The sequence below is a fragment of the Arthrobacter gandavensis genome (genome assembly GCF_039528575.1).
Taxonomy (GTDB): Bacteria; Actinomycetota; Actinomycetes; order Actinomycetales; family Micrococcaceae; genus Arthrobacter_B; species Arthrobacter_B citreus_B.
Genome location: NZ_BAAALV010000002.1, coordinates 1,117,692 through 1,143,405 on the forward strand (window position 1 = coordinate 1,117,692; position 25,714 = coordinate 1,143,405).

Annotated in this window: 23 protein-coding genes; 20 read left to right on the forward strand and 3 right to left on the reverse strand. The window is 66.7% G+C overall.

Annotation, left to right across the window (positions count from 1 at the left end; genetic code table 11):
* The first annotated feature begins 101 nt into the window (after positions 1 to 101).
* The 10 genes from ABFX29_RS08550 (at position 102) to ABFX29_RS08595 (ending at position 14,674) form a co-directional block, all read left to right on the forward strand.
* A complete protein-coding gene (locus ABFX29_RS08550; RefSeq protein WP_246167277.1) occupies positions 102 to 2,192 on the forward strand; it encodes an acyltransferase family protein in 2,091 nt (696 codons plus the stop codon).
* Positions 2,193 to 2,307: 115 nt separating this feature from the next.
* The gene (gene guaB, locus ABFX29_RS08555) at positions 2,308 to 3,825 is read left to right on the forward strand and encodes an IMP dehydrogenase (RefSeq protein ID WP_152226558.1); all 1,518 of its coding nucleotides are present in this window, start codon (positions 2,308 to 2,310) and stop codon (positions 3,823 to 3,825) included.
* Positions 3,826 to 3,904: 79 nt separating this feature from the next.
* Positions 3,905 to 5,044 carry a GuaB3 family IMP dehydrogenase-related protein gene (locus tag ABFX29_RS08560; protein WP_152226560.1) on the forward strand — a complete coding sequence of 380 codons (1,140 nt, stop codon included), beginning with the start codon at positions 3,905 to 3,907 and terminating at the stop codon, positions 5,042 to 5,044.
* Positions 5,045 to 5,095: 51 nt separating this feature from the next.
* Entirely contained in the window at positions 5,096 to 6,817 is a 1,722-nt protein-coding gene (locus ABFX29_RS08565) for a glycerol-3-phosphate dehydrogenase/oxidase (protein WP_152226562.1), read from the forward strand.
* Between the two features lie 16 nt (positions 6,818 to 6,833).
* A complete protein-coding gene (locus tag ABFX29_RS08570; protein WP_152226564.1) occupies positions 6,834 to 7,325 on the forward strand; it encodes a PTS sugar transporter subunit IIA in 492 nt (163 codons plus the stop codon).
* Between the two features lie 55 nt (positions 7,326 to 7,380).
* Positions 7,381 to 8,190 carry an SURF1 family protein gene (locus ABFX29_RS08575; RefSeq protein WP_152226566.1) on the forward strand — a complete coding sequence of 270 codons (810 nt, stop codon included), beginning with the start codon at positions 7,381 to 7,383 and terminating at the stop codon, positions 8,188 to 8,190.
* Complete coding sequence (locus ABFX29_RS08580; RefSeq protein WP_152226568.1) at positions 8,187 to 8,609, forward strand: DUF3817 domain-containing protein; 423 nt, start codon at positions 8,187 to 8,189, stop codon at positions 8,607 to 8,609. Before ABFX29_RS08575 ends, ABFX29_RS08580 begins: the two co-directional genes overlap by 4 nt.
* 70 nt (positions 8,610 to 8,679) lie before the next feature.
* The gene (guaA, locus tag ABFX29_RS08585) at positions 8,680 to 10,269 is read left to right on the forward strand and encodes a glutamine-hydrolyzing GMP synthase (RefSeq protein WP_246167279.1); all 1,590 of its coding nucleotides are present in this window, start codon (positions 8,680 to 8,682) and stop codon (positions 10,267 to 10,269) included.
* An 87-nt stretch (positions 10,270 to 10,356) separates the two neighbouring features.
* On the forward strand, positions 10,357 to 14,289 hold the full coding sequence (locus ABFX29_RS08590) for an AAA family ATPase (protein ID WP_246167281.1): 3,933 nt from the start codon (positions 10,357 to 10,359) through the stop codon (positions 14,287 to 14,289).
* Between the two features lie 67 nt (positions 14,290 to 14,356).
* Positions 14,357 to 14,674 (forward strand): hypothetical protein, encoded by a 318-nt coding sequence (locus ABFX29_RS08595; protein ID WP_152226571.1) that lies wholly within the window; start codon positions 14,357 to 14,359, stop codon positions 14,672 to 14,674.
* An 8-nt stretch (positions 14,675 to 14,682) separates the two neighbouring features.
* Here ABFX29_RS08595 and ABFX29_RS08600 read toward each other — a convergent pair whose 3' ends face one another.
* From ABFX29_RS08600 to ABFX29_RS08610, 3 genes are all read right to left on the reverse strand, one after another.
* Positions 14,683 to 15,441: an RcpC/CpaB family pilus assembly protein gene (locus ABFX29_RS08600; RefSeq protein ID WP_152226573.1), complete on the reverse strand. Its 759-nt coding sequence runs from the start codon at positions 15,439 to 15,441 to the stop codon at positions 14,683 to 14,685.
* A 137-nt stretch (positions 15,442 to 15,578) separates the two neighbouring features.
* Complete coding sequence (locus ABFX29_RS08605) at positions 15,579 to 15,878, reverse strand: FmdB family zinc ribbon protein (protein WP_152226575.1); 300 nt, start codon at positions 15,876 to 15,878, stop codon at positions 15,579 to 15,581.
* Positions 15,879 to 15,984: 106 nt separating this feature from the next.
* Positions 15,985 to 16,575, reverse strand: a complete 591-nt coding sequence (locus ABFX29_RS08610; protein ID WP_170287722.1) for a 5-formyltetrahydrofolate cyclo-ligase — start codon at positions 16,573 to 16,575, stop codon at positions 15,985 to 15,987.
* Positions 16,576 to 16,643: 68 nt separating this feature from the next.
* Here ABFX29_RS08610 and galU point away from each other — a divergent pair, with 68 nt between their 5' ends.
* The 10 genes from galU to ABFX29_RS08660 all read left to right on the forward strand — a co-directional run bounded on the left by galU (position 16,644) and on the right by ABFX29_RS08660 (position 25,644).
* Positions 16,644 to 17,546: a UTP--glucose-1-phosphate uridylyltransferase GalU gene (gene galU / locus ABFX29_RS08615; RefSeq protein ID WP_152226579.1), complete on the forward strand. Its 903-nt coding sequence runs from the start codon at positions 16,644 to 16,646 to the stop codon at positions 17,544 to 17,546.
* Between the two features lie 4 nt (positions 17,547 to 17,550).
* Positions 17,551 to 18,168, forward strand: coding sequence for a GNAT family N-acetyltransferase (locus ABFX29_RS08620; RefSeq protein ID WP_152226581.1), 618 nt, complete (start codon positions 17,551 to 17,553; stop codon positions 18,166 to 18,168).
* A 94-nt stretch (positions 18,169 to 18,262) separates the two neighbouring features.
* Positions 18,263 to 19,213, forward strand: a complete 951-nt coding sequence (locus ABFX29_RS08625; RefSeq protein ID WP_152226583.1) for a hypothetical protein — start codon at positions 18,263 to 18,265, stop codon at positions 19,211 to 19,213.
* Positions 19,214 to 19,301: 88 nt separating this feature from the next.
* Positions 19,302 to 20,495 (forward strand): phosphotransferase family protein, encoded by a 1,194-nt coding sequence (locus ABFX29_RS08630; RefSeq protein WP_152226585.1) that lies wholly within the window; start codon positions 19,302 to 19,304, stop codon positions 20,493 to 20,495.
* A 71-nt stretch (positions 20,496 to 20,566) separates the two neighbouring features.
* On the forward strand, positions 20,567 to 21,481 hold the full coding sequence (locus ABFX29_RS08635; RefSeq protein ID WP_152226587.1) for an N-acetylglucosamine kinase: 915 nt from the start codon (positions 20,567 to 20,569) through the stop codon (positions 21,479 to 21,481).
* Positions 21,478 to 21,939 (forward strand): NUDIX hydrolase, encoded by a 462-nt coding sequence (locus tag ABFX29_RS08640; protein ID WP_152226589.1) that lies wholly within the window; start codon positions 21,478 to 21,480, stop codon positions 21,937 to 21,939. Before ABFX29_RS08635 ends, ABFX29_RS08640 begins: the two co-directional genes overlap by 4 nt.
* Positions 21,940 to 22,065: 126 nt before the next feature.
* Complete coding sequence (locus tag ABFX29_RS08645; protein WP_420831119.1) at positions 22,066 to 23,235, forward strand: ABC transporter ATP-binding protein; 1,170 nt, start codon at positions 22,066 to 22,068, stop codon at positions 23,233 to 23,235.
* 2 nt (positions 23,236 to 23,237) lie between these two features.
* Positions 23,238 to 23,930, forward strand: a complete 693-nt coding sequence (locus ABFX29_RS08650; protein WP_152226591.1) for an ABC transporter permease — start codon at positions 23,238 to 23,240, stop codon at positions 23,928 to 23,930.
* Positions 23,930 to 24,679: an ABC transporter permease gene (locus ABFX29_RS08655; protein WP_420831118.1), complete on the forward strand. Its 750-nt coding sequence runs from the start codon at positions 23,930 to 23,932 to the stop codon at positions 24,677 to 24,679. The genes ABFX29_RS08650 and ABFX29_RS08655 overlap by 1 nt, the downstream gene beginning before the upstream one ends.
* Entirely contained in the window at positions 24,676 to 25,644 is a 969-nt protein-coding gene (locus ABFX29_RS08660; RefSeq protein WP_152226593.1) for a glycine betaine ABC transporter substrate-binding protein, read from the forward strand. The genes ABFX29_RS08655 and ABFX29_RS08660 overlap by 4 nt, the downstream gene beginning before the upstream one ends.
* Positions 25,645 to 25,714: the final 70 nt, after the last annotated feature.

The following is a 25,714-nucleotide window of genomic DNA, read 5'->3' on the forward strand; positions in this document are numbered from 1 at the left end:
TGTCCTTTCCGGGAGTTGTCGCGGGACCGCTGGATTCAGGCCTGGCGGGCTCCTGCCGGTAAACTCGTGCGGTATTTGCCGCTTTGAAAGGACACCAGCAAGTGTCAGCACCCGCGCAGCACGCTGCCGCTTCGGACTCCCCGCAGGCTCCGGCCCTGCGGGCCGCAGAACGACGCTACCGGCCCGAAGTGCAGGGACTGCGTGCCCTGGCCGTGGTGCTTGTTGTTCTCTACCACGTGTGGCTTGGCAGAGTGTCCGGGGGCGTGGATGTCTTCCTGCTGATCTCCGCCTTCCTGCTGACCGGGTCCTTCGTCCGCAAGGCAGAAAGCGGGAAGGCCCTGGCCCTGGGCCGCTACTGGCTGCACCTGTTCAAGCGGCTGCTCCCCGCCGTCGCCGTCGTCCTGCTGGCAGTGCTCGCCGCCGCTGCGGCACTCCTGCCGGCCAGCGCCCGCCAGGACCTCATTGGGCAGACCTGGTCGTCCCTGTTCTATTTCCAGAACTGGACGCTTGCCAATAACGCGGTTGACTACCTGGCAGCGGACCACAGCGCGGCCAGCCCGCTGCAGCACTTCTGGTCCCTCTCCATCCAGGGGCAGGTCTTTATCCTCTGGCCGCTGATCTTCGCCGCCGCGGTCCCCGCGGCCCGGCTGATTGGCAGAAGCTACCGGTCCGTGCTGGCGGTTGTCTTCACCGCTGTTTTCGCTGTGGCCCTGGCATACTCCATCTGGCAGACCGGAGCCAACCAGGCCTACGCGTACTTCGACACCCGGACCAGGCTGTGGGAATTTGCGCTGGGCTCCCTGCTGGCACTTGCCCTGCCGTACCTGCGCCTGGACAGGCGGATACGCATCCTCGTCGGCTGGACGGGTGTGATTGCCATGCTGAGCTGCGGCATCATCCTGCAGGTCCAGCAGCAGTTCCCCGGCTACCTCGCCCTGTGGCCTACCCTGGCCGCGGCCATGGTGATCGCCGCCGGAGACACCGGCAGCCGGGCCGGCGCCGACCGGTTGCTGAAGGCCAAGCCGCTGGTGAAACTGGGGGACAATTCCTACGCCCTGTACCTGTGGCACTGGCCGGTGCTGGTGTTCTGGCTGATCGCCTCCAAGCAGGAGAACGCCGGGCTGGTTGACGGCGCCGTCGTTATTGCCGTTTCCCTGCTGCTGGCCGTGCTCACCACCAAACTGGTGGAGGGACCGCTGCGCAGCTGGTCCTGGCCGCAGGTCTCGCCCTGGCGCTCCGCAGTGGTGCTCGCCGCTTCGTTCGCCCTCGTTGCGGCACCGCTGGCGGGCTGGCAGGAACGGGTGGATGCACAGGCAGAAGCCGTGCGGCTGCAGTCCATCGCGGACAACCCCGGTGCGCTGTCCCTGGACCCGGACTTCCAGATCGCGTCCTCTACCCAGGCACTCGTGAAGCCCGCGCCGTCGGAGATGGACCAGGAATGGGCGCAGCTGGACGAGGCGTGTGAGGAAGGCACGGCACCGGAGGCGGGCAGCGTGCTGGAAAAGCACTGCAAGCAGATCGGCTCCGCCGAAGGCGCACAGAAAACCATAGTGGTGCTGGGAGATTCCCACGCCATGCAGTGGACCGCAGCGCTGGGTCCGGTGGCACTCGCCAACGGCTGGCACGTGGTCACTGTCCTGAAGATGGGCTGCCGGTACGGGGCCGAAGACCCCGAGCGGTCCGAAGAGTGCAACGCCTTCAACCAGGCCGCAGGCCAGTACGTCCTGAACCTGATGCCGGATGCGGTGTTCACCGTCGCGTCAGTCACTCAGGAGTCCCTACCGGACGAAACCCTGGCCGGAGGCTACGACGACGGCGTCCGCGGCTTTGCCGAGGCAGGCATCCAGGTCCTGGCCATGCGGGACAACCCGCGGTTCGAGTTCGACATGTTCAAGTGCCTGGAGTCCAACGGCTTCGACGCGCAGGCCTGCCACGTTCCGCGCAGCCAGCTGCTGGCGGACGTCTCTCCGCTGGAAGGACTCGAGGCGCGGATTCCGGGCGTGCGCGTCCTGGACATGAGCGACCAGTTCTGCTTCGACGACGCCTGCCCGGGAATCATCGGCAACGTGATCGTCTACAAGGACCACGACCACCTCAACCGGACCTACATGGAGACCACGTCCCATGTACTGGCGGAACGCATCCTGGCCGCTACCGGCTGGGAAGGCGTCACAGTGCCCGGAACCACATAGCCCAAAGCACCCGAAGGAATAGGGAGGGGTGCTGATTTCGTTCTACGATTAGATAAACGCGGGCGTGTTGTCCCAGCCACCCCACAAAATCTCCGGTCCCGAAAGAGGCGCGCACTTGAGCCAGCAGTCCCCAGAACACGATCCGTTCGGCTTCGTCGGACTTACCTATGACGACGTCCTTCTGCTGCCCGGTCCCACGGACGTCATCCCGTCCGAGGCGGACACCAGCTCACGCCTGACCAAGCGCATCACCGTGCAGACCCCGCTGCTTTCCGCTGCGATGGACACTGTCACCGAGTCGCGCATGGCCATCGCCATGGCCCGCCACGGCGGCCTGGGCGTGATCCACCGCAATCTTTCGATCGCCGACCAGGCCGAGCACGTAGACCGAGTCAAGCGCAGCGAATCCGGCATGATCACCAACCCGGTGACCATCGACCCGGACGCCACGCTCCAGGAGCTCGACGACCTCTGCGCCCACTTCCGCGTCTCCGGTCTGCCGGTCGTGGACCCGCAGAACAAGCTGCTGGGCATTGTGACCAACCGCGACACCCGCTTCATTCCGCGCTCCGAGTACCCCACCCGCAAGGTCGGGGAAGTCATGACCCGGATGCCGCTGATCACCGGCCGCGTGGGCATCACCCCGGAGGAGACCGTTGAACTCCTGGGCAAGAACCGGATCGAGAAGCTCCCGCTGGTGGACGATGAGGGCCGCCTCCAGGGCCTGATCACCGTCAAGGACTTCGACAAGGCCGAGCAGTACCCGTTCGCCACCAAGGACGACGAAGGCCGGCTGCGTGTCGGTGCCGCCGTCGGCTTCTTCGGCGACGGCTACGAGCGTGCCATGGCCCTGGTCGACGCCGGAGTGGACGTCCTGGTAGTGGACACTGCCAACGGCCACAGCGCCGGTGTGCTGGAAATGATCGCCCGCCTCAAGAAGGACCCCGCTGCCGCCCACGTGGACGTCATCGGCGGCCAGGCAGCCACCCGCGAAGGTGCCCAGGCACTGATCGATGCCGGTGCTGACGCCATCAAGGTTGGCGTGGGCCCAGGCTCCATCTGCACCACCCGCGTGGTCGCCGGCGTCGGCGTTCCGCAGGTCACCGCCATCTACGAGGCGGCCAAGGCAGCAATTCCAGCCGGTGTTCCGGTCATTGCCGACGGCGGGCTGCAGTACTCCGGTGACATCGGCAAGGCAATCGTCGCCGGCGCCGACACCGTGATGCTCGGCGGCCTGCTGGCAGGTTCCGCCGAAAGCCCCGGAGACCTGGTCTTCGTGAACGGGAAGCAGTTCAAGACCTACCGCGGCATGGGCTCCTTGGGCGCCATGCAGACCCGCGGAAAGAACACCTCCTACTCCAAGGACCGGTACTTCCAGGCCGATGTGCCCAGCGACGAAAAGCTGATCCCCGAAGGCATTGAAGGCCAGGTGCCCTACCGTGGCCCGCTGTCCGCCGTCGCGCACCAGCTGGTTGGCGGCCTGCGCCAGACAATGTTCTACACGGGCGCCCACACCATCGCCGAGCTGAAGGCCAAGGGCCGCTTCGTCCGGATCACCCCGGCCGGGCTGAAGGAATCCCACCCGCACGACATCATGATGACCGCCGAAGCACCGAACTACGGCCGCCGCTAAGCATGCCGATACCAGAAGCAGGCACTGTTCCCTCCGGAACGGTGCCTGCTTCGTTTAACGACTGGGATAACCTAGAGCAGTGACTAACGAGATAGAGATCGGCCGTGGCAAGCGTGGGCGCAGAGCCTACTCCCTGGATGACGTAGCGATTGTGCCCTCACGGCGCACCCGTGACCCGCAGGACGTCTCGGTCAACTGGCAGATAGATGCCTACCAGTTTGAAATGCCCGTCATCGGTGCCCCCATGGATTCGGTGATGTCTCCGGCCACCGCCATTGCACTGGGCCGCCTGGGCGGACTGGGCGTCCTTAACCTCGAGGGCCTGTGGACCCGGTACGAGGATCCACAGCCGATCCTGGACGAAATCGCCGTCCTCAGCGAAGAGAACTTCAACCCCGCGGCTACCCGCAGGCTGCAGGAGATCTACGCCGCACCGATCCAGGCCGAGCTGATCACCTCCCGCCTGGCGGAGATGCGCGAAGCGGGCGTCACCGTAGCCGGTTCGCTGACTCCGCAGCGCACCCAGGAGTTCTACAAGACTGTCCTTGCCGCCGGCGTGGACATCTTCGTGATCCGCGGAACCACCGTCTCCGCCGAGCACGTGTCCAAGAACGTTGAACCGCTGAACCTCAAGCAGTTCATCTACGAACTCGACGTCCCCGTGATTGTCGGCGGGGCCGCCGGCTACACCCCGGCCCTTCACCTGATGCGCACCGGCGCCGCGGGCGTCCTGGTCGGCTTCGGCGGCGGCGCAACGACGACGACGCGGCGCGCCCTGGGCATCCACGCGCCCATGGCCACGGCGATATCCGACATCGCCGAAGCCCGCCGGGACTACATGGATGAGTCCGGCGGCCGGTACGTCCATGTAATTGCCGACGGCGGCATGGGCACCAGCGGCGACATCATCAAGGCCATTGCCATGGGTGCCGACGCCGTTATGCTCGGTTCGGCCCTGGCCCGCGCCGAGGAAGCGCCCGGACGCGGCTGGCACTGGGGACAGGAAGCCCACCACAGCGAACTGCCCCGCGGCGACAGGGTCCACCTGGACACTGTTGCCCCCCTGAAGGAAGTCCTGTGGGGTCCCTCACACCACACCAACGGAACCTCCAACCTGATGGGGGCCCTGAGGCGGGCAATGGCCACTACCGGATACTCTGACCTCAAGGCGTTCCAGCGGATCGACGTGCTGGTATCGCCATACCTTTACAACACCTGAGCACGTCCAACCCCACCACCCCCGGGGCACGCTTCAGAGAGGAACTAGACCATGGCAACAGATGCACTCAGCCCGGAATACCGCGAAGAAGCCCTGAAAAGACTGCGTTCGACGTCGGAACCCGGCGGCCAGCTGGACGTCCTGATTGTCGGCGGCGGGGTGGTGGGCGCCGGCGCGGCGCTGGACGCCGTGACCCGCGGATTGAAGGTCGGCATGGTGGAAGCCCGGGACTGGGCCTCCGGAACGTCTTCACGCTCCTCCAAGCTCATTCACGGCGGCCTGCGCTACCTTGAAATGCTGGATTTCGCGCTGGTCCAGGAAGCCCTGAAGGAACGCGGGCTGCTGCTGCAGCGCATCGCCCCGCACCTGGTGAAGCCCGTGCCTTTCCTGTATCCGCTGACCAAGCGTTTCGTGGAGCGGCCCTACGTGGGTGCCGGCATTTTCCTCTACGACACCCTGGGCATGACGTCCGGCAATTCCCGCGGCGTGCCCATGCAGAAGCACCTCACCCGCCGCGGAACCCTGCGGGCTGCCCCCAGCCTCAAGGATGACGCCATGATTGGCTCCATCCGCTACTACGACGGCCAGGTGGACGACGCCCGCTACGTGGCGAACATGGTCCGCACCGCCGTGCATTACGGCGCCAGTGCCGTGAACCGGCTCGCCGTCGTCGACTTCCTCCGCGAGGGGGAGCGCGTGGTGGGCGCCCGCGTACGCGACCAGGAGACCGGCGAAGAGTTCGACATCGCCGCCAGCCAGGTGGTCAACGCCACCGGCGTCTGGACGGACGAGACCCAGGCCATGGTCACCGACCGCGGCCAGCTCAAGGTCCGGGCTTCCAAGGGCATCCACCTGGTGGTTCCCCGGGACCGGATCCAGTCCACGGTGGGCATGATCCTGCGCACCGAAAAGTCGGTCCTCTTTGTCATTCCGTGGGGCCGGCACTGGATCATCGGCACCACGGACACGGACTGGAACCTGGACAAGTCCCACCCGGCAGCCACGTCCGCGGACATCGACTACCTGCTCGAACACGTGAACAAGGTCCTGAAGCGGCCGCTCACCCGCGAAGACGTTGAAGGCGTTTACGCCGGACTGCGCCCGCTGCTGGCCGGAGAGAACGATTCAACTGCGAAGCTTTCCAGGGAACACGTTGTGGCACATCCCGTGCCCGGCCTGGTGGTGGTTGCCGGCGGCAAGTGGACCACGTACCGCGTGATGGCCAAGGACGCCGTGGACGAAGCGGCACGGGCGCTGGATGAGAAGGTGCCGGAATCCTGCACGCAGACCATTCCGCTGCTTGGCGCCGTCGGCTACAAGGCTGCCTGGAACAGGCGGCACCGGACGGCTGATGAATACGGCATCCATGTTGTGCGCGTGGAACACCTGCTCAACCGCTACGGAGCCCTCGCCGGTGAGGTCCTGGACCTGATCGCTGCCGACGCCTCGCTGGGCGAACCGCTCCCCGGAGCCGACGATTACCTCGGCGCCGAAGTCGTTTACGCCACCACGCACGAGGGCGCCCGCCACATCGAGGACGTGCTTGCACGCCGCACCCGGATTTCGATCGAGTCCTGGGACCGCGGCGTCTCGGCGGCCCCGGTCGTAGCGGAGCTGATGGCGCCCATCCTCGGCTGGGACGAAGCCCGGGTCGAGGAAGAGGTACGCCACTACCTCGCCCGTGTGGAAGCAGAACGGCTGAGCCAGGAACAGCCCGACGACGTCTCCGCCGACGCCGCACGGCTGGCTGTCCAGGACATCACCCCGCGCTGACCGGGAGCACCGACGCATGAGTGAACTCAGCCTGAACGCGTCCGGCGCCGTCCTTACCGAGCCGGAAATGGTCATCCTGGAAATGGAGGCCAAGGACAGGGACGACGCCGCTGCGCAGCTGGCGGAGCGGATGTACGCCCAGGGCCGCCTGCTGGACCTGGATGGATTCCTCAAGGACGTCGCCGCCCGGGAGCACCAGATGGCAACGGGGCTGCCCGGCGGTATCGGGCTGCCCCACGCCCGCAGCAAGCACGTGGTAAAGCCCTCAATCGCGGTGGGTGTCTGCAAATACGGGCACAGCGTGGACTTCGGGGCCTCCGACGGACCGGCAACGGTGGTGCTGCTGATCGCAACGCCGGCGGCAGCCTATTCGGAACACCTGGAGGTCCTGGCCACGCTCGCCCGGTCACTGTTCAGGCCGGCTTTCCGGGAATCCCTGCGCCGTGCGCAGGACCCGGAGGTCCTGGCGGAACTCATTAATTCCTCTCTGGTGTTCTTCGACCACTGAGCAGCCCAGGAGGCGGCATTGGGTTTTCTACACGACTACGAAGTACCGTTAAGCCGTGCTTAAGACTGCCCTGAAACCGCGCTGGATCGCCGGACTCCTCTTTGCCCTGGCCATATCCACCGTGTTCGTGCTGCTCTCCGAGTGGCAGTTCTCGGCAGCCGAAAGCGAGGGCCCGCCGCCGGCGGAGGACACCGAAACGGTCCGTCCGCTGACCGAGGTCTTCACCCCCGGCGTACCCCTGTACGGCAGTCAGGCAGACCAGATGGTCACCTTTACCGGCTCCTTCGATCCCGAAGACCAGGTCCTGATCGAGAACCGGCTGCTGGACGGCGAAGAGGGCTACTGGGTAGTCACGGCGTTCGACGTCGACGGCGCCCCGCAGGAAGCCTCGATCCCCGTGGTGCGCGGCTGGACGGAAGAAGCAGGCGACGCCGGAACCGCCCCTGAGGGCGAAATCACCATTACCGGCCGGCTGCTGCCGCCCGAAGCACCGATCGCCGGACCGGTGCCCGAGGGCACCGTTGCCGCGCTGTCCAGCGCGGAGCTGAGCAACATCTGGGACAAGCCGCTGTACTCGGCCTTTGTTACGGCGCACGAAACCGCGGTGGACGGAGTTCCTGCCCAAACCGGCCTGCAGACCGTGACCGTGGCACCGCAGCCCCAGGAAACCACGGTCAACTGGCTCAACATCTTCTACGCCGTGGAATGGGTCGTCTTCGCAGGCTTCTCCGTCTTCCTCTGGTGGCGCCTGCTGGCGGACTCCTACCAGCGCAGCCTCGAAGAGGATGAGTACGAGGACGACGAATATGAAGACGACGAGTACGACGAAGAACCAGGCACTACTAGCAGTGAGGTAAAGAATTGAGCGACCCCGCAGTCACCCGGCCGCCCCGCCCCAAGAAGAAGAAGCGCCGCTTCGGAGGCACCCACGCGCAGATCCGGACTGCCCTGGCCTTCTACAAGGTCTCTTCGTGGGTAACGGGTATCTTCCTGCTGCTGCTCGTGGCCGAAATGGTCATGAAGTACATGCTCCAGATCCCCCCGGTGATCGTGGGCGGCCTGAACCTTTACACGGCGGTCCTCATCGCGCACGGCTGGCTGTATGTGGTCTACCTTTTCGCTGATTTCCGGTTGTGGCAGCTCATGCGCTGGCCGTTCTCGAAATTCATCGTGATCGCACTCGGCGGTGTGGTGCCGTTCCTGTCCTTCATCGTGGAAGCCCGCACCCACAAGCAGGTTCTCGCGGAACTCGAAGCCCACCCGGAAGCCGCCAAGCGCTACTAGGCGCCTTCCGGGGGAGCCGGCAAGCCGCCCAATGTGCAGGCGGTGCGCTGTGGCGACTATCCTTGAAACCGTGACTAATCCCGCGACTGCTCCCAATGAAGAGCGCCCCGTCCTGGTTGTGGACTACGGTGCCCAGTACGCCCAGCTGATTGCCCGGCGCGTACGCGAAGCCGACGTCTACTCCGAGGTCGTGCCGCACACCTACACCACCCAGGAAATCCTGGCCAAGAATCCGGCAGCGATCATCCTTTCCGGCGGACCTTCCAGCGTTTACGCCGAAGGCGCCCCCAAGGTGGATCCCGAACTGTTCGACGCCGGCGTTCCGGTCTTCGGCATCTGCTACGGCTTCCAGGCCATGGCGGCAGCCCTTGGCGGCAAGGTCGCCAGGACCGGCATGCGTGAATACGGCTCCACCGATGCCTCTGCAGTAAACGGTTCACGCTCCATCCTTGAGGGCACCCCCGAGCACCAGAACACCTGGATGAGCCACGGTGACAGTGTCCACGAAGCCCCCGAGGGCTTCGAGGTCCTGGCCAGCACCGCAGGTGCTCCCGTGGCCGCTTTCGCCAACGAGGAAAAGAAGCTCTACGGCGTCCAGTGGCACCCGGAGGTGAAGCACTCGGCGCACGGCCAGCAGGTGCTTGAAAACTTCCTGTTCAAGGGCGCGCGGCTGGACCGCAGCTGGACCACCGGCAACATTGTCGAAGAGCAGGTGGAACGGATCCGCGAACAGATCGGCTCCTCCCGCGTGATCTGCGGCCTGTCCGGCGGCGTTGACTCCGCCGTGGCCGCCGCCCTGGTGCAGCGCGCCGTCGGCGATCAGCTGACCTGCGTGTTCGTTGACCACGGGCTGCTGCGTGAAGGCGAAGCCGAGCAGGTTGAGCGCGATTTCGTCGCCGCTACCGGCGTCAACCTTTACGTTGCCAACGAGCAGGAGCGCTTCCTGAGCGCACTGGCCGGCGTCACCGACCCGGAAACCAAGCGCAAGATCATTGGCCGCGAGTTCATCCGCGCCTTTGAAGAAGCCGAACGCGCCATCATGGCCGAGGCCAACGCTGCCGGCGAGCCGATCCGGTTCCTGGTCCAGGGCACCCTGTACCCCGACGTCGTCGAATCCGGCGGCGGCGAAGGCGCGGCGAACATCAAGAGCCACCACAACGTTGGCGGCCTGCCGGAGGACATGCAGTTCGAACTGGTGGAGCCCCTGCGCCTGCTGTTCAAGGACGAAGTGCGTGCCGTAGGGCGCGAACTTGGCCTGCCGGCCGAGATCGTTGGGCGGCAGCCGTTCCCGGGCCCCGGCCTGGGTATCCGCATCATCGGCGAAGTGACCAAGGACCGTCTGGACCTGCTGCGCCGCGCAGACGCCATTGCCCGCGCCGAGCTCACCGCAGCCGGCCTGGACGAGGAAGTCTGGCAGATGCCGGTAGTCCTGCTGGCAGATGTCCGCAGCGTGGGCGTGCAGGGTGACGGCCGTACCTACGGCCACCCCATCGTGCTGCGTCCGGTCTCCAGCGAAGACGCCATGACGGCGGACTGGTCACGCCTGCCGTACGATCTGCTGGCACGGATCTCCAACCGCATCACCAACGAGGTGGACGGCGTTAACCGGGTGGTGCTGGACGTCACCAGCAAGCCGCCGGGAACCATCGAGTGGGAGTAGCATCATAGAGCGCGGGGGACGGCTGAACAGCCGTCCCCCGCGTTGCTATCCGGAGCTATTCGGGCAATTGACGATAGCTTGGAAGGTATGCCAGTTTGGTCGAGATCGTCGCGCGGAAGTGCAGGAAAGAGGGCATCAGTGTCTGAGCAGAATCCCGGGGACAGCGCCTCGGACTTCCTGCTGCCGTGGCTGGCCGGGCTTGGCCAGCACGCCGGGTCGGACACGCTGCTGCATTTCACGGTGACCCCGGAGAACAGCATCGACCTGACCCATGCGCACCCCTCCGGCCTGGCCCAGCTGCTGGCCGGGAGGAAGACCAGGCTCTCAACCCTGCTGCGCGATGCAGACCACTACAGCACCGCGATGCGTGCAGCCCGTGCGCTGCGCGCCAAGATCTACGAACTCGGCTCCGACCGCGGCATCGACGTGGGCTATCTCGCCGCCGGGACCGCATCCTGGCGCTACGCCTCGGATGAAGCGCTTCGCCCCGAATCCCTGACTGCTCCCGTGCTGCTCACGGCCGTCAGCCTCACCGTCCACGCCTCCCAGGACGACTACGAGCTTCAGCTCACCGGCAAGGCCGAGCTGAATCCCGCCCTCATCCGTCACCTTGAGAACCAGCAGGGCCTCGACGTCGACGCGGAGTCGCTGGCACGGCTGGCCTACGGTACCGCCCGGTTCGATCCGCATCCCGTCCTTGAACGGCTGCGCGGCCTCACCGACGGGGTGCGCGGCATGAACATCGAGCACCGCCTGCTTGTCTCCACCTTTGCGGACCTGCCCGACCTCGCCGAGGATACGGCCCTGGATCCTTCCCACCCCGTCCTCCGGGCACTGATGGATGCAGCGGTCGACGGCGGCGCGTCAGTGCCGGAACCCGCGGACCCCGGGCTCCCGCCCCTGGACGACCGCGCCCCGGCTTCCGAGCTCCTGGTCATGGATGCTGACCGCGAACAGCAGGATGTGCTGGACCTCGCCGGTGCCGGCACCTCCCTTGTAGTCTCGGCACCTCCGGGAACCGGCCAGACGCAGACTGCCGTCAACGCTGTTGCCGCACTGGTCAACGCCGGCAAATCCGTACTCGTGGTTGCCGAGCGCCGCGGGACGCTGAACGAATTCGTCTCCGCCCTGGACAGCCTCAACCTCGGTTCACTGGTGCTGCAGCTGGGCGCCGGACTCAGCGAAGAGGCCCTGCGTGACAGGCTGGTCCGCGCCATCGTGCGGAGCGAGAAGGCAACTGAACCGAACCTGGGCAACCTGCACAAGGTGCTCCAGGAGAGCCGCCACCAGCTGCGCGACCATGTGAAGTCCCTGCACAACGTCCGCCAGCGCTGGGGATGTTCCCCCTACCAGGCAATGCAGTCCCTGGCCGAACTCACCTCGCTCACGCCGGCCCCGGCGACCACCGTCCGGCTCAAGCGCAGCGTCCTGGACAGCATCACGGACCGCACCGAACTGACCGGCCGCCTGCGCCGCGCCGCGGAGCTGGGAAGCTTCTCCCGTGCCGCCGTCTCCAGTCCCTGGTTCGGCGCCAAGCTGCTGAACCGCAAGGAAACGGAAGCGGCGCACAAGCTCACCGAGGAACTGGCCGAGGCGCTGCCGCAGCTGCGCACCCGGGTCCAGGAAGTGGCCGAGCACTCACAGATCAGGCTGGGGGAGACCTTCGCGCAGTGGGGCGAACAGCTCCAGCTGCTGGTTGCGGTACGCGAGAGCCTGGACAAGTTCACCCCTGACATCTTTGACCGACCCGTCACGGACCTGATCTCCGCCACGGCGTCCTCTTCCTGGCGGCGCGAGCACGGGGTGGACATGAGTTCCATGACCCGTTCGCGGCTGCGCCGGGTGGCGAAGGAGTACATCCGTCCCGGTGTGCATATTGCGGACCTCCACACCTCGCTGGTGCAGGTTCAGCAGCAGCGCGGCATCTGGACGCGCTATGCCACAACCCAGCGCCATCCTTCCGTTCCCACCGGCCTTGCCGACCTGAACCGGACCTACCTTGAGGTCAAGGACCAGCTCGATGAGCTGACCCGCATCCTTGCCGGAACGCCGGAGAAACCGAACCTCGCCGACCAGTCACTGGATGATCTGGAGAAGAAGCTGCGCGCCCTCGCCGGTGACAAGGAAACCCTTGAAACCCTGCCTGAGCGCACCCTCCTGGTGGACGAGATGCGCGGACAGGGGCTTGGCGAACTGCTGGATGACCTGGAAGCGCGCGAGGTGACGCCGCGGCAGGTCGGCTATGAGCTGGAGCTGGCGTGGTGGCAGTCCGCACTGGAAGCCATGATCAGCGGTGACGACTACCTGGCAATGTCAGACGGCGACAGCCTGCGCCGGCTCGAAGCTGAGTACCGCCTGGCCGACAACGCGCACATAGCCTCCGGTGCTTCACGGCTGCGCTGGGAGCTTGCCCGGCGCTGGCGCGAGGGCATCAAATCCCGGCCCAAGGACGCAGCGCAGCTTCGTGACGTCATCAAGACCGGACCCCTGACCGTGGACTCCCTCTCCGGGCAGTCCGATGAGCTGGTTTCCTCCCTGCTCCCGGTTTGGGCCGCAAGCCCCCTGCTGCTGCCGATGATGCTTCCGGGATCCCGGCGCTTCGACGCCCTGGTCATCCTGGATGCAGAGTCCATGAGCCTGCAGGCTGCAGTTCCGGCGATCGCTCGGGCAGGGCAGGTCCTTGCCTTCGGCGACGGAAACCTGGGCGGACCAAGACCGTTCACGATCAACATCCAGCCGCCCGAAGCGGGTTTCGGCGGGGACGAACTGCCCAGCGCCTTCGACGCCCTTGCCCGGATCCTGCCTGTCCGCAGCCTCTCCACGGTCTACCGGGGAACCGACAAGCACCTGCTGAAGCAGCTGTCCGACGAGTTCTACGGCGGACGCCTGTCCTGGGTGCCCCGCGGAGATGAAGTGGCAACGGGGGAGCGGCCGCTCACGGTGGAGTACCTTGCGGACGGCACCGGCATGCCCAGCGCCGACCAGGAGGGCGTTGAAAGCGTCTCCGCCGAGGTCAACCGGGTGGTGGACCTGGTGTTCGAACATGTCCGGCGCCGGCCGAGCCAGTCCCTGGCCGTCATTACGGCCAGCCCGCGGCATGCCGTTCGGGTGGCGGAAGCAATCCGTGTGCAGATGGCGAATTTCCCGTGGGCCGCGGACTTCTTCGCCCCCGGGGCCGAATCCTTCCGGGTGGTGCCGGCAGACCGCGCCGCCGGACTGGTCCGGGACGCTGTGATCTTCTCGCTGGGCTTCGGCAGGACCCCGCACGGCCGGGCCCTGCACAACTTTGGCCTGCTCTCCGAACCCGGCGGGCGGGGACGGTTCGTCAACGCGATGACCCGCGCCCGTTACCGCCTTCACGTGCTGACCTGTTTCCGGCCTTCGGACCTCGACGAGTCGAGGCTGGGCCACGGGGCCCGCGATTTCTACCAGCTGCTGGTGCGCGAGCTCGACGGCGGACCGGCGCAGCCTGCCGGCGACCGCCCGGCCGGCAATTCCATCATGGCGGACGACCCGCTTGTGGCGGACCTGGTAGGACGCCTCCGGTCACGGGGCGCCGAGGTATGGGACCACTACGACGACGTGATCGACATCGTGGCTACCGTCAGGCGTTCCGCGGATGCGGATCCGGCAGTTCCCATGGCCATCGAGTCCGACGGGACCGCACGGTACCGGGGGATGAGCGTGCGGGAGCGCAGCCGCCTTCGTCCCCAGCTGCTTGAGCGGCTTGGCTGGCGCTACATGCCGCTGTGGACCATCGAGGTGTTTACCGATCCGGCCGCCTGCGCAGATTTGGTGGGCCGGTACCTCGGTCTTCCGGTGCCGGCCCCCGAGCCTGAGCCCATCCGCGAGGTACACGCAGCAGCTGCGCCGGCAACCGTGGTTCCCCACGGCAGCACACGGATCCGTCCGCGGTCAGAGGAACAACCCAACCCGGCTATCCGGGCCGCGGCGGCAGCTGCGGCAGCGGCCGGTGGAATCGACAGGCAGCATGAACCAGGAACAGAACAGTCCTCCTGACACGAATTCGGGCACGGCGTTGCCGCCCCATGGGGAAGGCCGAGGCCCTGAGAAGGAAACCCCGCCCGTGACGCCGGGGAGCAAACGCCGCTCCCGGCGGAGCACCTCCGCGCCCACCAGACTGAAGCAGGCAGCACAGCTGGTGCATACGGCTCCCGCCGCAGTCCCGCAGCCAGGAGCCGGGCCGGCCGGGCACGGCACCCCCGGAGCAGCCGCACCGGCTGTCGAAGAGGGAACGCCCGCCGGATCCGGCAGGGATTCGCGGGGCCAGGGCTCCGGAATCCTGCCGCAGACCGCGGGAGAAGACGACCCCCGTGCGTGGGGAGACTCTCCTGAGGACAGCTCGGCCTGGCTTCTTGAACAGCGCCCGCCCCACTGGGGGTAACCACGGCCCTAAGGACCGGTGTGCTGTGTTCCACGCGGAACAAAGTAGAGCCCGCCCCGTGCTGAGGCAACGGCCAGCTCCGGGGCAGCAGCTGCAGGAGCTGCGATCACCACCAGCTGCTCGTCGGACGCTGCATCCCCGCCGGGCCACGCCGTAGACCCGCTTTCAGTTCCCGTGACCCACAGCACGGGCACACCCGAGGCCAGGACTACCGGAGGGCCGGCGTCGTCAAAACCCTCCTCCGGTGCCGCTACCACGTCCACCAGGGTTCCGGGCGAGAGCAGCCGTGCTGTTCCCGGATCTGCGGGTCGAAGGGGGAGGGCAGCGGTGCCTGCCGGTGATCCGGCCAGCAGTGCGTCACCGACCAGAACGGTTTCGCTCACAATCCCGCCGCCGCGGAGGGGAACAGCAAGCTGCCTCCCGTCCGCCGTTCCCGCATCGCTGAAGGCCCCGGGCGGCACGGCGTCTGGAGGCAAGCCGACTATCCGAAGGTCCCGCGGGTCAATGACATGGCCGGCTGGCAGGTCCGAGACCGCGGCCGCCACGGGGATTGTCGATGTATCTGCGGGCAGCATCGCCTGGACTGTTATGCCTGTGGCTGCAGCAACCAGCGCCCCCGCCAGGAACCGGCGGCGCCGGAGGAGGAACCGGTGAAACCTGCCCCGCGAGTGCGTGCCGCCGGGACGCAGGGGAGGAACTCCTTGAACGGACGCGCGGATGCCGTCCCGTTTACGGGCGACGCGGCCGCGGCGCAGTCTGCTTAACATGCGGCAACACTAGGCCGGGGGAGAAACACCCCTACGCCGGGCGAAGGACCCCGGGGACAACAAAGGCGCCCCTGGCTCCTGTGGAGGAACGGGACGCCTCGTGGCCGGGCCGCCGCGCACGGGACCCGGAACAGGGCCTAGCTGGCGGCCGGTGCCGACGCCGGCGTGGCGGTGGTGGAAGATGCAGCCGGTGCAGCCTTCGCCGCGGATTCCTTGGCAGGCGCATCCTTGGAAGGAGCAGCCGGAACCGTGGAAGCCGCATCGCGCGAATCCGTGCGGTAGAAGCCCGAGCCCTTGAAGACCACACCCACACTGTTGAACTTCTTGCGCAGGTTGCCGCCGCACTCGGGGCAGACGGTCAGGCTGTCATCGGTGAAGGACTGCTGGATGTCGAACGCGTGACCGCAATCCTTGCAGGCATAGGCATACGTGGGCACTCTTACTCCTCCTGAAGGGCGAAAGGAAGGCCTCAGCAGTGTCGCTTTCCGCCGCGACGGCGGAACGATTGGCACTCTGTGGCCTAGAGTGCTAAGTATACACCCCTCAACCATTGACCGGGGCGTAACCGCCGGGGCGCAGGACCCCGTCCACCGGAACGTCCAGGGCATCAGCCGGCAGGCTGCCCGCTGGCACGAACTCATGATCGTGCACCACGGCCACCACTGGAGCCGTCCCGCCGGCGGCACGGAACCGGGTCAGGAAGCGGTCATAGTAGCCCCCGCCCTTTCCCATCCTTGTTCCGTCCTCGGAGACAGCCAGCGCCGGTATGAGCAGCAGGTCCAGTCCCATGATCTCAGGGAGGTTCCACCGCGGCCCGGCAGGTTCCGGGATCCCCGGAAACAGGCCGGGAACCAGCGGAGCCCCCGGAGTCCAGGGGCACCAGGACAGCTGGTGCCCGGGTTCACAGACAGGCACCACCACGGTATGGCCGGCACCGGCCAGCGCCGTTAGCAGTGCCGAGGTGTCCGGTTCGCTTCCGGCAGAGAGGTAGCAGCTGACCATGGAGCCCGGTTCCAGGGAATGGAGCAGGGGCGAAGCAGCCGCGGCAAGCTGTTCCGCAGTCTCTCCGCCGCGCAGTTCCCGCCGCTTCTGCTTGAAACTGCTGCGTACCTGTTCCTTCGTTTCACCGGTCATGGACCCATTGTGCCCGTAGCAGGGGCGCATTTGGCGCCGTCAGCGTTCACTTAGGTACTCTTACCGTCATGACCTCACGCCCAAAGATCACCAAAGCCGTAATTCCCGCCGCCGGCCTGGGTACGCGCTTCCTTCCGGCCACCAAGGCCATGCCGAAGGAAATGCTTCCGGTCGTGGACAAGCCGGCCATCCAGTACGTCGTCGAAGAGGCCGTCAATGCCGGCATGCCGGACATCCTGATGATCACCGGCCGGAACAAGCGCTCCCTTGAGGACCACTTCGACCGGGTGCCCTTCATTGAGCAGACCCTGAAGGACAAGGGCGACGACGAAAAGCTTGCCCTGGTCCGTGAGTCTTCCGAACTGGGCGAGATCCATTACCTGCGCCAGGGTGACCCAAAGGGCCTCGGCCATGCTGTCCTGCGCGCCAAGCTGCACATCGGCGATGATCCCTTCGCCGTCCTGCTCGGTGATGACCTCATTGACGCCCGCGATCCGCTGCTGGAGACCATGGTGGAGGTCCAGGCCAAGACGGGCGGCTCCGTCGTTGCCCTGATCGAGGTGGAACCTGACCAGATCAGCGCTTACGGCTGCGCCGACATCTCCGTGATCGAGGGTGAAGACTACGTCCGCGTCAACAAGCTCGTCGAGAAGCCCGACGCCGCTGATGCGCCGTCGAACCTCGCCGTGATTGGCCGCTACGTCCTGCACCCCTCCGTTTTCGGGGTCCTTGAAGAAACCGGCCCCGGCCGCGGAGGAGAAATCCAGCTCACCGATGCTCTCCAGACGCTCGCGGGAACCGAAGGTGAAGGCGGCGGCGTTTACGGCGTCGTCTTCCGCGGCCGCCGCTACGACACCGGCGACAAGCTCAGCTACCTCAAGGCTGTTGTCACCCTTGCCTCCGAGCGCGAAGACCTCGGTCCGGACCTGCGTGGTTGGCTTAAGGACTTCAACAACTCCGACGAAGGCTAGCTCCATGCTGGGGTCGGCGATCTGGCCGGTGACGCTGGAATGCGGCGACCTCATCCTCCGGCCGATACGCTACCGCGACCGCACCGAATGGAATTCGGTGCGGTCGCGCAATGCCCGGTGGATTGGGCCCTGGGAAGCCACGAATCCGCTGCCGGGCGGTGTCCTCCCGTCCTACGCGGGAATGGTTCGCAGCCTCAACCAGCAGGCACGCCAGGACACCGCGCTGCCGTTCGTCATCACTGAACGCCAGGGCGGCGTGCGCAGCTCCCCGGCAATCGTTGGACAGCTGACGGTTTCCTCCATCATCTGGGGCTCAGCACGCATGGCGACCCTGGGGTACTGGGTCGACGAGGCCCGGGCCGGCCGCGGTATTGCGCCAACAGCCGTTGCGCTGGCTACCGATCACTGCTTCCGGGTCCTGGGGCTGCACCGGATGGAAATCAATATCAGGCCCGAAAACCGGCCGAGCCGGCGTGTGGTCGAGAAGCTGGGGTTCCGGGAGGAAGGGCTCCGGCGCCGCTACCTTCATATTGCGGGACAGTGGGCCGACCACCTCAGTTTTGCGCTCACCGCGGAGGAAGTTCCGGAAGGTCTGCTTTCCCGCCTCCAGTCCGGCCGCTGACTTCGGGGTATACGGGCTGAATTTGTCCGTCAGTGATTCGACACACCCTCTCCAATCCCGCGTCCGGTGAGGGTTTTCTCATACGGTCGTAGTTGTGGACTTCCCTCTTAACAGCTCCCTGGTCCTGGCGGCAGCCGTCGGACTCTGGTTGCTCTGGGTTGCCCCTCAGTACCTGCACGGAAAGCAGGTGCCTGCGCCGTCCCCGGGACCTGCCGGCACCGCCGAACGCGCACCCAGCAGTGCCGCCACCGAACCGGACCCAAGTTCTCAGGGGAACACCATGTACAACACCAGCACCGGCGCCCAGCACACGCCGCACCTGAGAGGGAGCTCCGCGGCAGGTGCTGCATCTGCGCCAGATGCTGTTCCGGCACCTGTTCCCGGACCGCTGAAGATCCGCTACGGGCGACTGACACTGGCCGTCCTTGGCCTGCTCTTTATCGCCGCGGTAGTTGGCGGAGGCGCAGCCGCGCTGTTCGGTGCAGTGTCCGGCTGGATCCCAGCCGGTGCTGCCCTCGGCGCCGCTGCCGTAGTGGTATCGCTGCGCAGCCTCGCCGTCCGCGACAAGCGTGAACGCCAAGCCCGCCGTGCTGCCGCTGCCACGCAGCAATACACAAAACCGCCGGCTCCCGTGCGCAGCAATCCGAAGGCGGATACCGTCTTCGACGCCGCCGGCAAGGATGCTGACCGCAAGGCTGAACTTCCGGCCGCTGCAGAGCCTGTCCGCCCCGCGGCTCCGCAGCCCAAGGCCGTTCCGCGGCTGACCGCCCAGGAGCTGCGCGCAGCCGCCCTGGCCGAAGCGGCAAAGAGTGCCGAAGCTTCTTCCTGGCAGCCTGTGGCGGTTCCGAAACCGACGTACGTGGATGCCCCCGCGGCACCCCGCCCGGCACCGGAACCGCTGGCTGTGCCTGCCTCACCCAAGCCCGTCCTGAAGACCCCGATCCGTCCGCTTGCCGCACCGGCTCCGGGCAGCACCGCGATCGAGCCCCGGCCCGCTACCGGCATCCTGAACCTGGACGACGTCCTCCAGCGCCGCCGGGCCTAGCACCCGCGCTGTGTCTCCGAGGCCCAGCGGCAGGAGGCAGGCAGGCCGTTCGGATTCCGGCCGCGGCCCCCATCCCGTCACTGCACGCGTGCTGCTTGAAGGAGCCACGCTGGCCGTTCCCCTTGCCGAACTCCTGGCCGCCCGACGCCTCGTCCTGGACTCTTGGGTCCATGAACGCACCTTTGACCGCCCCGGCGCCGGGGCTGCTGCGCTCTACCGGGTCACCGCCATCGGTTCCTCCGGTGAGCGCCTCACCGTCTACGCAGGGGCGACGACGTCGCAGGCTGCCGGTGCCGGACCGGTGCTGCGGACATCCCTGTCCGGAGTTCGGCTCTTCCTCTGGCTGCACCCCCATGACCCGCTGCTCCCGGACCTGCCCTGGGCCCTTGCACCGGCGGAAATGGCGCGGCAGCTCTTCGGCTCCGCGGAGACCGGCAACATGAACCTGTCGGTCATCGGCTACAGGCCCCTGCGGCGCGCGGTCGTACATGCTGTGAATGGGCAGGATGAGGCGTACGTCAAGGTGGTGCTGCCCGCCCACGCGGAAGGCCTGCGCCGCCGGCACCAGCTGCTGGCAGAATCCCCAGTCCCTGCCCCCGCGCTGCTGGCCGGAGCGGAAGGCCGCAGCGCCGTCGCCCTCTCCCCGCTCCCGGGGGAGCCGCTGCTTCACGGGCTGGCTGACGGGTCCAGCCCCATCACGCCGGCAGACCTCACATCCGTTCTGGATGCTCTCCCGGAGGCGGCCCTGGCACTGAGCCGACGCCCGGCCTGGGCCGAGCGTGCGCGGGCCTACGGACGGGCCGCTGCCGGTGTCCTTCCGGGCGACAACCCGAGGATCACCGGAATCTCCCGGGAAATCGAATCGATGGTTGCAGCCCTTGACCCCGGACCTGTGGTTCCCGTGCACGGCGACTTCTACGAGGGGAACCTGCTGACGGCGGGCGGGAGGATCACCGGAGTCCTGGACGTGGATGGACTGGGGCCCGGCCACCGCGTCGATGATCTCGCCTGTTTCCTGGGACATCTTGCGGTCCTGGCCCGGCTGTCACCTGAATCCGCACTGCCGGGCAAGCTAACGGAATACCGGGCAGGCTTCGAAGCCGCTGCCGAGCAGGCCGGCAGTTCCGCAGCAGCACTGAACGCGCGTGCGGCAGGGGTGGCACTCAGCCTTGTCCCCGGTGCCCGGGAAGGGCGGAAGCTGGACCGGCACTCCAACGCGGGGCTGCGGCTTGCCGCAGCGGAAGGACTCCTGGAGCGTGCCAAACATAGCCGGGGCGCCTGATCCACACCACCCGGAGTGCCAAATGGTCTTCCAATATCCGGTGAAGCACCTCACCTGCGTAGGCTAAAGGAATGCAATCGAGCACCAGCGCATCCAACTCCGGCCAAATCACCGCCATCGGCCTCGACATCGGCGGCACCAAGACACACGGAATCCGGCTCGAGGGCCAGGCCGTGGCGGCCGAAGCCGTCAGCGGAAGCGCAAATGTGCAGAATGTTTCGCAGGAGCAGGCACGCCACAACCTGGCTGAGATTTTTGCCGCGCTGGGCACCGACGGCGTTACCCGGGTGGTCGCCGGATCCGGGGGAGTTGACACCGCGCAGGACGCGGCAGCACTGGGTGACCTGATCCTTGAACATGTGCCCGGGGCAGACGTGACCGTTGTCCACGACACCCGGCTGATCCTCGCCGCCGGAGAGGCACCGGACGGGATCGGCCTGATCGCCGGAACCGGCTCCGTAGCCTGGGGAATGACCCCCGGCGGCCAGCAGGCCCGATCCGGCGGGTGGGGCTACCTGCTCGGCGACGAAGGCAGCGCCTATTGGATCGGCCGTGAAGCCGTGCGCCACACGCTGCGCCTTCATGACCTGGGACAGCAGCCCGACAGGCTGGCGGCGGAACTGCTGCTCGCCGTTGGCGTCGAAGCGCCGGATGCGCTGATCGCGCGGTTCCATGCCGGCACCGGCCGCCGCTACTGGGCCTCCATGGCCCGGGTGGTTTTCGATGCGGCCCAGGAAGGCCACGCACCGAGCCGCAGCATCATTGCCACGGCAGCCCGTGACCTGGCTTCCCTGGTAGCCGACGTCGCGGCCCGGCTTGGCATCAGCGGTCCGGTGGTGGTGGGTGGCGGAATCGGAGTGCACCAGCCGCTGCTCCAGGAACTCCTCCTTGCCGGACTGTCCGCCCGGGGGCTGGGAGATATCCGCTTCCTGACCCAGGACCCCGTCTTTGGCGTGCGGTACCTCCTGCAGGGCGAAGCGGCATGAGCGAGCGTGACTTTGACGTTCGGGTTGGCGCCTACGCGGTAGTGGTCCGGGACGGACAGATCCTGCTGGCGCACTGGAACCAGCATGGCAAATCCGCTTGGACCCTGCCCGGCGGAGGGCTGGAGTACGGCGAGGACGCGCCCACCGCTGCAATTCGGGAGGTCCTTGAAGAAACAGGCTTCACCGTGGAACTGCAGGACCTGCTGGGAGTGGACAGCCACTTTGTTCCGGCGGAGCGGCGGATGCGCGGTGAGGGGAGGATGCTCCACGCCCTGCGGGTGATCTACCGTGCCCGGGTCACCGGCGGAAGCCTGGTGAATGAGACAGCCGGCAGCACCGACGAAGCAGCCTGGTTCCCGCTGGCAGAAGTGGCAGGACTGGAACGCGTTGGCCTGGTTGATGCTGCACTGAAACTGCTCGATGCCGCGCCCGACGGCGGGACCGCGCCCCTACGCTAGGCGCGTAAACCGTGCATCCGCTGGACTCGGGGGCGGGAAAGCACATAGCTTATTTTCACGGCTTGTCAGCATACTGCCGTTTTTTACCCGTATGCGAGCCCGTCGCACCCAACCACGGAGGCAGCCATGTCGATTCCGGACGCCGCAGCGGCCCGGCCGGATTCCGCCGAGCCCATGATCCGTTTCCGCAACGTCACGAAGTCCTACCCGGACTCGGAGTCAGCCGCCGTGGAAAACCTCTCCCTGGACATCGCCAAGGGAGCCATCACCGTTTTTGTGGGACCCTCCGGCTGCGGCAAGACAACGTCCCTGCGGATGATCAACCGGATGGTGGAACCGACGTCGGGCACCATCCACGTCGACGGCAAGGACGCGTCCGGAATCGCACCATCGGCGCTGCGCCGCTCCATGGGATATGTCATGCAGTCCTCGGGGCTGCTTCCGCACCGCTCCGTCCTGGACAACATTGCCACCGTCCCTCGCCTGAACGGGGTGTCGCGGAAGCAGGCCCGGGCTAGGGCAGCGGAACTGCTCGACGTCGTTGGCCTGGATCCAGCCATGGGCAAGCGTTATCCCGCCCAGCTTTCCGGCGGCCAGCAGCAGCGGGTCGGTGTTGCCCGTGCCCTGGCCGCGGATCCGCCGGTGCTCCTGATGGACGAGCCGTTCAGCGCCGTCGACCCCGTGGTGCGCGGTGAACTGCAGCAGGAACTGCTGCGCCTGCAGCGGGACCTCGCCAAGACCATCGTATTCGTCACCCATGACATTGACGAAGCAACCGTGCTGGGGGACAAGGTCGCGGTATTCGCCGTCGGGGGCCGGCTGGCCCAGTTCGACAGTCCCGAAGGAATCCTGCGTGCTCCGGTTGATGATTTCGTAGCGGGCTTTGTGGGCCGCGACCGCGGTTTCCGCCACCTCGGCTTCCAGGCCGGCGCCGGGGTTCCGGTGCATCCCGTCCAGACTCTGGACCCGGCCGAGCTGGCGGACCCAGCCGTTCCGGTCCACGGCGGCTGGGCGCTGGCCGTTGACGACGCCGGACGTCCGCTGGGCTGGGTGCCCGCCTCCAACCGGGAAATCGTGACGTCCCCCGGGCAGCTGGTACCCGGCGGATCCCTGCACCGGCGGGGCGAGAGCCTGCGCAGCGCCCTGGACGCGGCGCTGTCCTCGCCCTCGGGACTCGGCGTCGTAGTGGATGACGCAGGGGCTGCCGCGGGCATTGTCCGCGCCGGCGAAATCTTTGAACTGATTGAAGCCGCCCGGCTGCGCCGCGGCAAGGCCCTCCACGGCTCGGCGGTCTGAGCATGGACTGGTTCTGGGCCAATACGGAGATGATCTCCCGGCTAACCGCACTGCACCTGTTCCAGGCAGTAGTGCCGCTGGTGCTGGGCCTGCTGATCGCCGTGCCGCTTGCCCAGTTCGCCCGGCTGCACCGCTTCGCCGGGGGAGCGATCCTGGGATCCTCGGCCATTCTCTACACCATTCCGTCACTGGCGCTGTTCGTGCTGCTGCCGGTGATCCTGGGGACCCGGGTCCTGGACATCACCAACGTGGTGGTGGCGCTAACCATTTACGCTGTCGCCCTGCTGGTCCGTTCCACCGTGGATGCGCTGAACTCCGTGGACGACGACGTACGCCAGGCCGCCACGGCCATGGGCTACCGTCCGCTGCGGCGCTTCTTCGCCGTCGACCTCCCGCTTTCGCTGCCTGTCCTGTTCGCCGGGCTGAGGGTGATCTCGGTGTCCAACATGTCCCTGGTGAGTGTGGGGGCGCTGCTCGGCATCGACAGCCTGGGCCGGCTGTTCATGGACGGCCTGTACCGGAACTTCCCCACTGAAATCGTGATCGGCATTGCACTGATCCTGCTCCTAGCGCTTGTGCTGGACCTGGTCCTGGTACTGGCCCAGCGTCTCCTTACCCCGTGGAGCCGGGCCGTCAAACGCGGCGGACCGAAGCTGCCGCTGAACACGGTTGAGGCACGGACGGCGGCCGGCTGATGAATTACTCCTCAGACAACGTCCTGGTCCAGATGTACGAGTGGCTTACTGCCGAGAGTTCCTGGACCGGTACCGGCAGTATTCCGCAGCGGATCCTGGAGCACCTTGGCTACACTGCGCTCGCCGTCGGCATTGCAGCCTTGATAGCCGTGCCGCTGGGCCTCTACATCGGGCACACCGGCCGCGGCCGCGTCGTCGTCGTTTCCGGAGCGGGCATCCTGCGCGCCCTGCCAACGCTGGGGCTGGTGTTCCTCTTTGTGCTGCTGGCCGGAATCGGTCTGATGCCGCCCATCTGGGCGCTGGTGCTGCTGGCCATTCCGCCCCTGCTGGCAGGAGTCTATGCAGGCATATCCTCGGTGGACCGCACCGTCGTGGACGCCGCGCGGGCCATGGGTATGAGCGAACTCCAGATCCTCTTCAGGGTTGAACTGCCCAACGGATTCAAGGTCGTCTTTGGCGGAGTCCGCGCCGCCGTGCTGCAGGTCCTGGCCACCGTCTCGGTGGTTGCGTTCATTTCCCTGGGCGGACTGGGCGTGTACCTGATCGAGGGAACCCAGCTGCGGGACAACGGGCGCCTCTTCGGAGGAGCGCTGCTGATCGCGCTGCTGGCCCTTGCCGTTGATTTGGTGCTGGCGGCCGTCCAGCGCCTCTCACTTTCGCCGGGACTGCGCAGCAGATCCCGGAAACCGGCCACCCACCGCCGCCGGCAGCCATCTCCTGCCGGCCTCGCAGAAGGAACAACAGCATGAGAACTCTTACCCGTCCGGGCGCCCGGAAAACCCTCACCGGTGCCGCAGGCCTCACCGCGGTCCTGATGCTCGCCGCGTGCGGCGCGAACTCGGATCCGCAGAGCGTGGAGTCATCCTCCGCGCCCACCGGAGTGGAGGACTCGGCGACGCTGGTTGTGGGTTCGGCCGACTTCCCCGAATCCCAGATCATCGCCGAGATCTACGCCGGCGCCCTGAACGCCGAAGGGATCCAGGCCACCACCCAGCCCGGCATCGGTTCACGCGAGATCTACTACCGCGCACTGGAAGACGGATCGGTCCAGGTCATTCCGGACTACAGCGGCAACCTGCTCCTCTTCGCGGACACCGAAGCCACTGCGCAGTCCGCCGAAGAGATCATGGACGCACTTCCGGCAGCACTGGAGGAAGAGTCGCCGGACATGAACATCGCTGTGCTGGAACCGGCTGAGGCGGAGAGCAAGGACGCCCTGGTGGTCACGCAGGCCACCGCCGAGAAATACGGCCTGACGTCGCTGGAGGACCTCGCCAAGGTCTGCGGCGAAATCACCATCGCCGCACCCACCACCTTCCAGGAGCGTGCCTACGGGCTCCCGGGCCTGAAGGAAAAGTACGGCTGCGAGCCGGCAGGCTTCGAAGCCATCAACGACGGCGGCGGCGAGGCTACCCTGCAGGCGCTGCTGACCGACAAGGTCCAGGCAGCCGACATCTACACCACCACCCCCTCCATCGAGGAAAACTCCCTGGTGGTGCTTGAGGATCCGAAGAACAACTTCATTGCCCAGCAGGTTCTCCCGCTGGTCAACATGGACGCCGTCAGCTCCGAAGCCCAGGACGTGCTCAACAGCGTCTCCGCGATGCTGACTACTGAGGACCTGATTGCACTGAACCAGGCAGTCTCCGGTGATCAGAAGCAGGACCCGAAGGACGCAGCCAAGGCGTGGCTGGAGGAAAAGGGCCTGGCCTAAACCCGCGCCCCTTTCCCCCCCTTCACACCAGAGGCCAGTTACGGCTCCAATCGTCCGCGAAAGGAGCCGT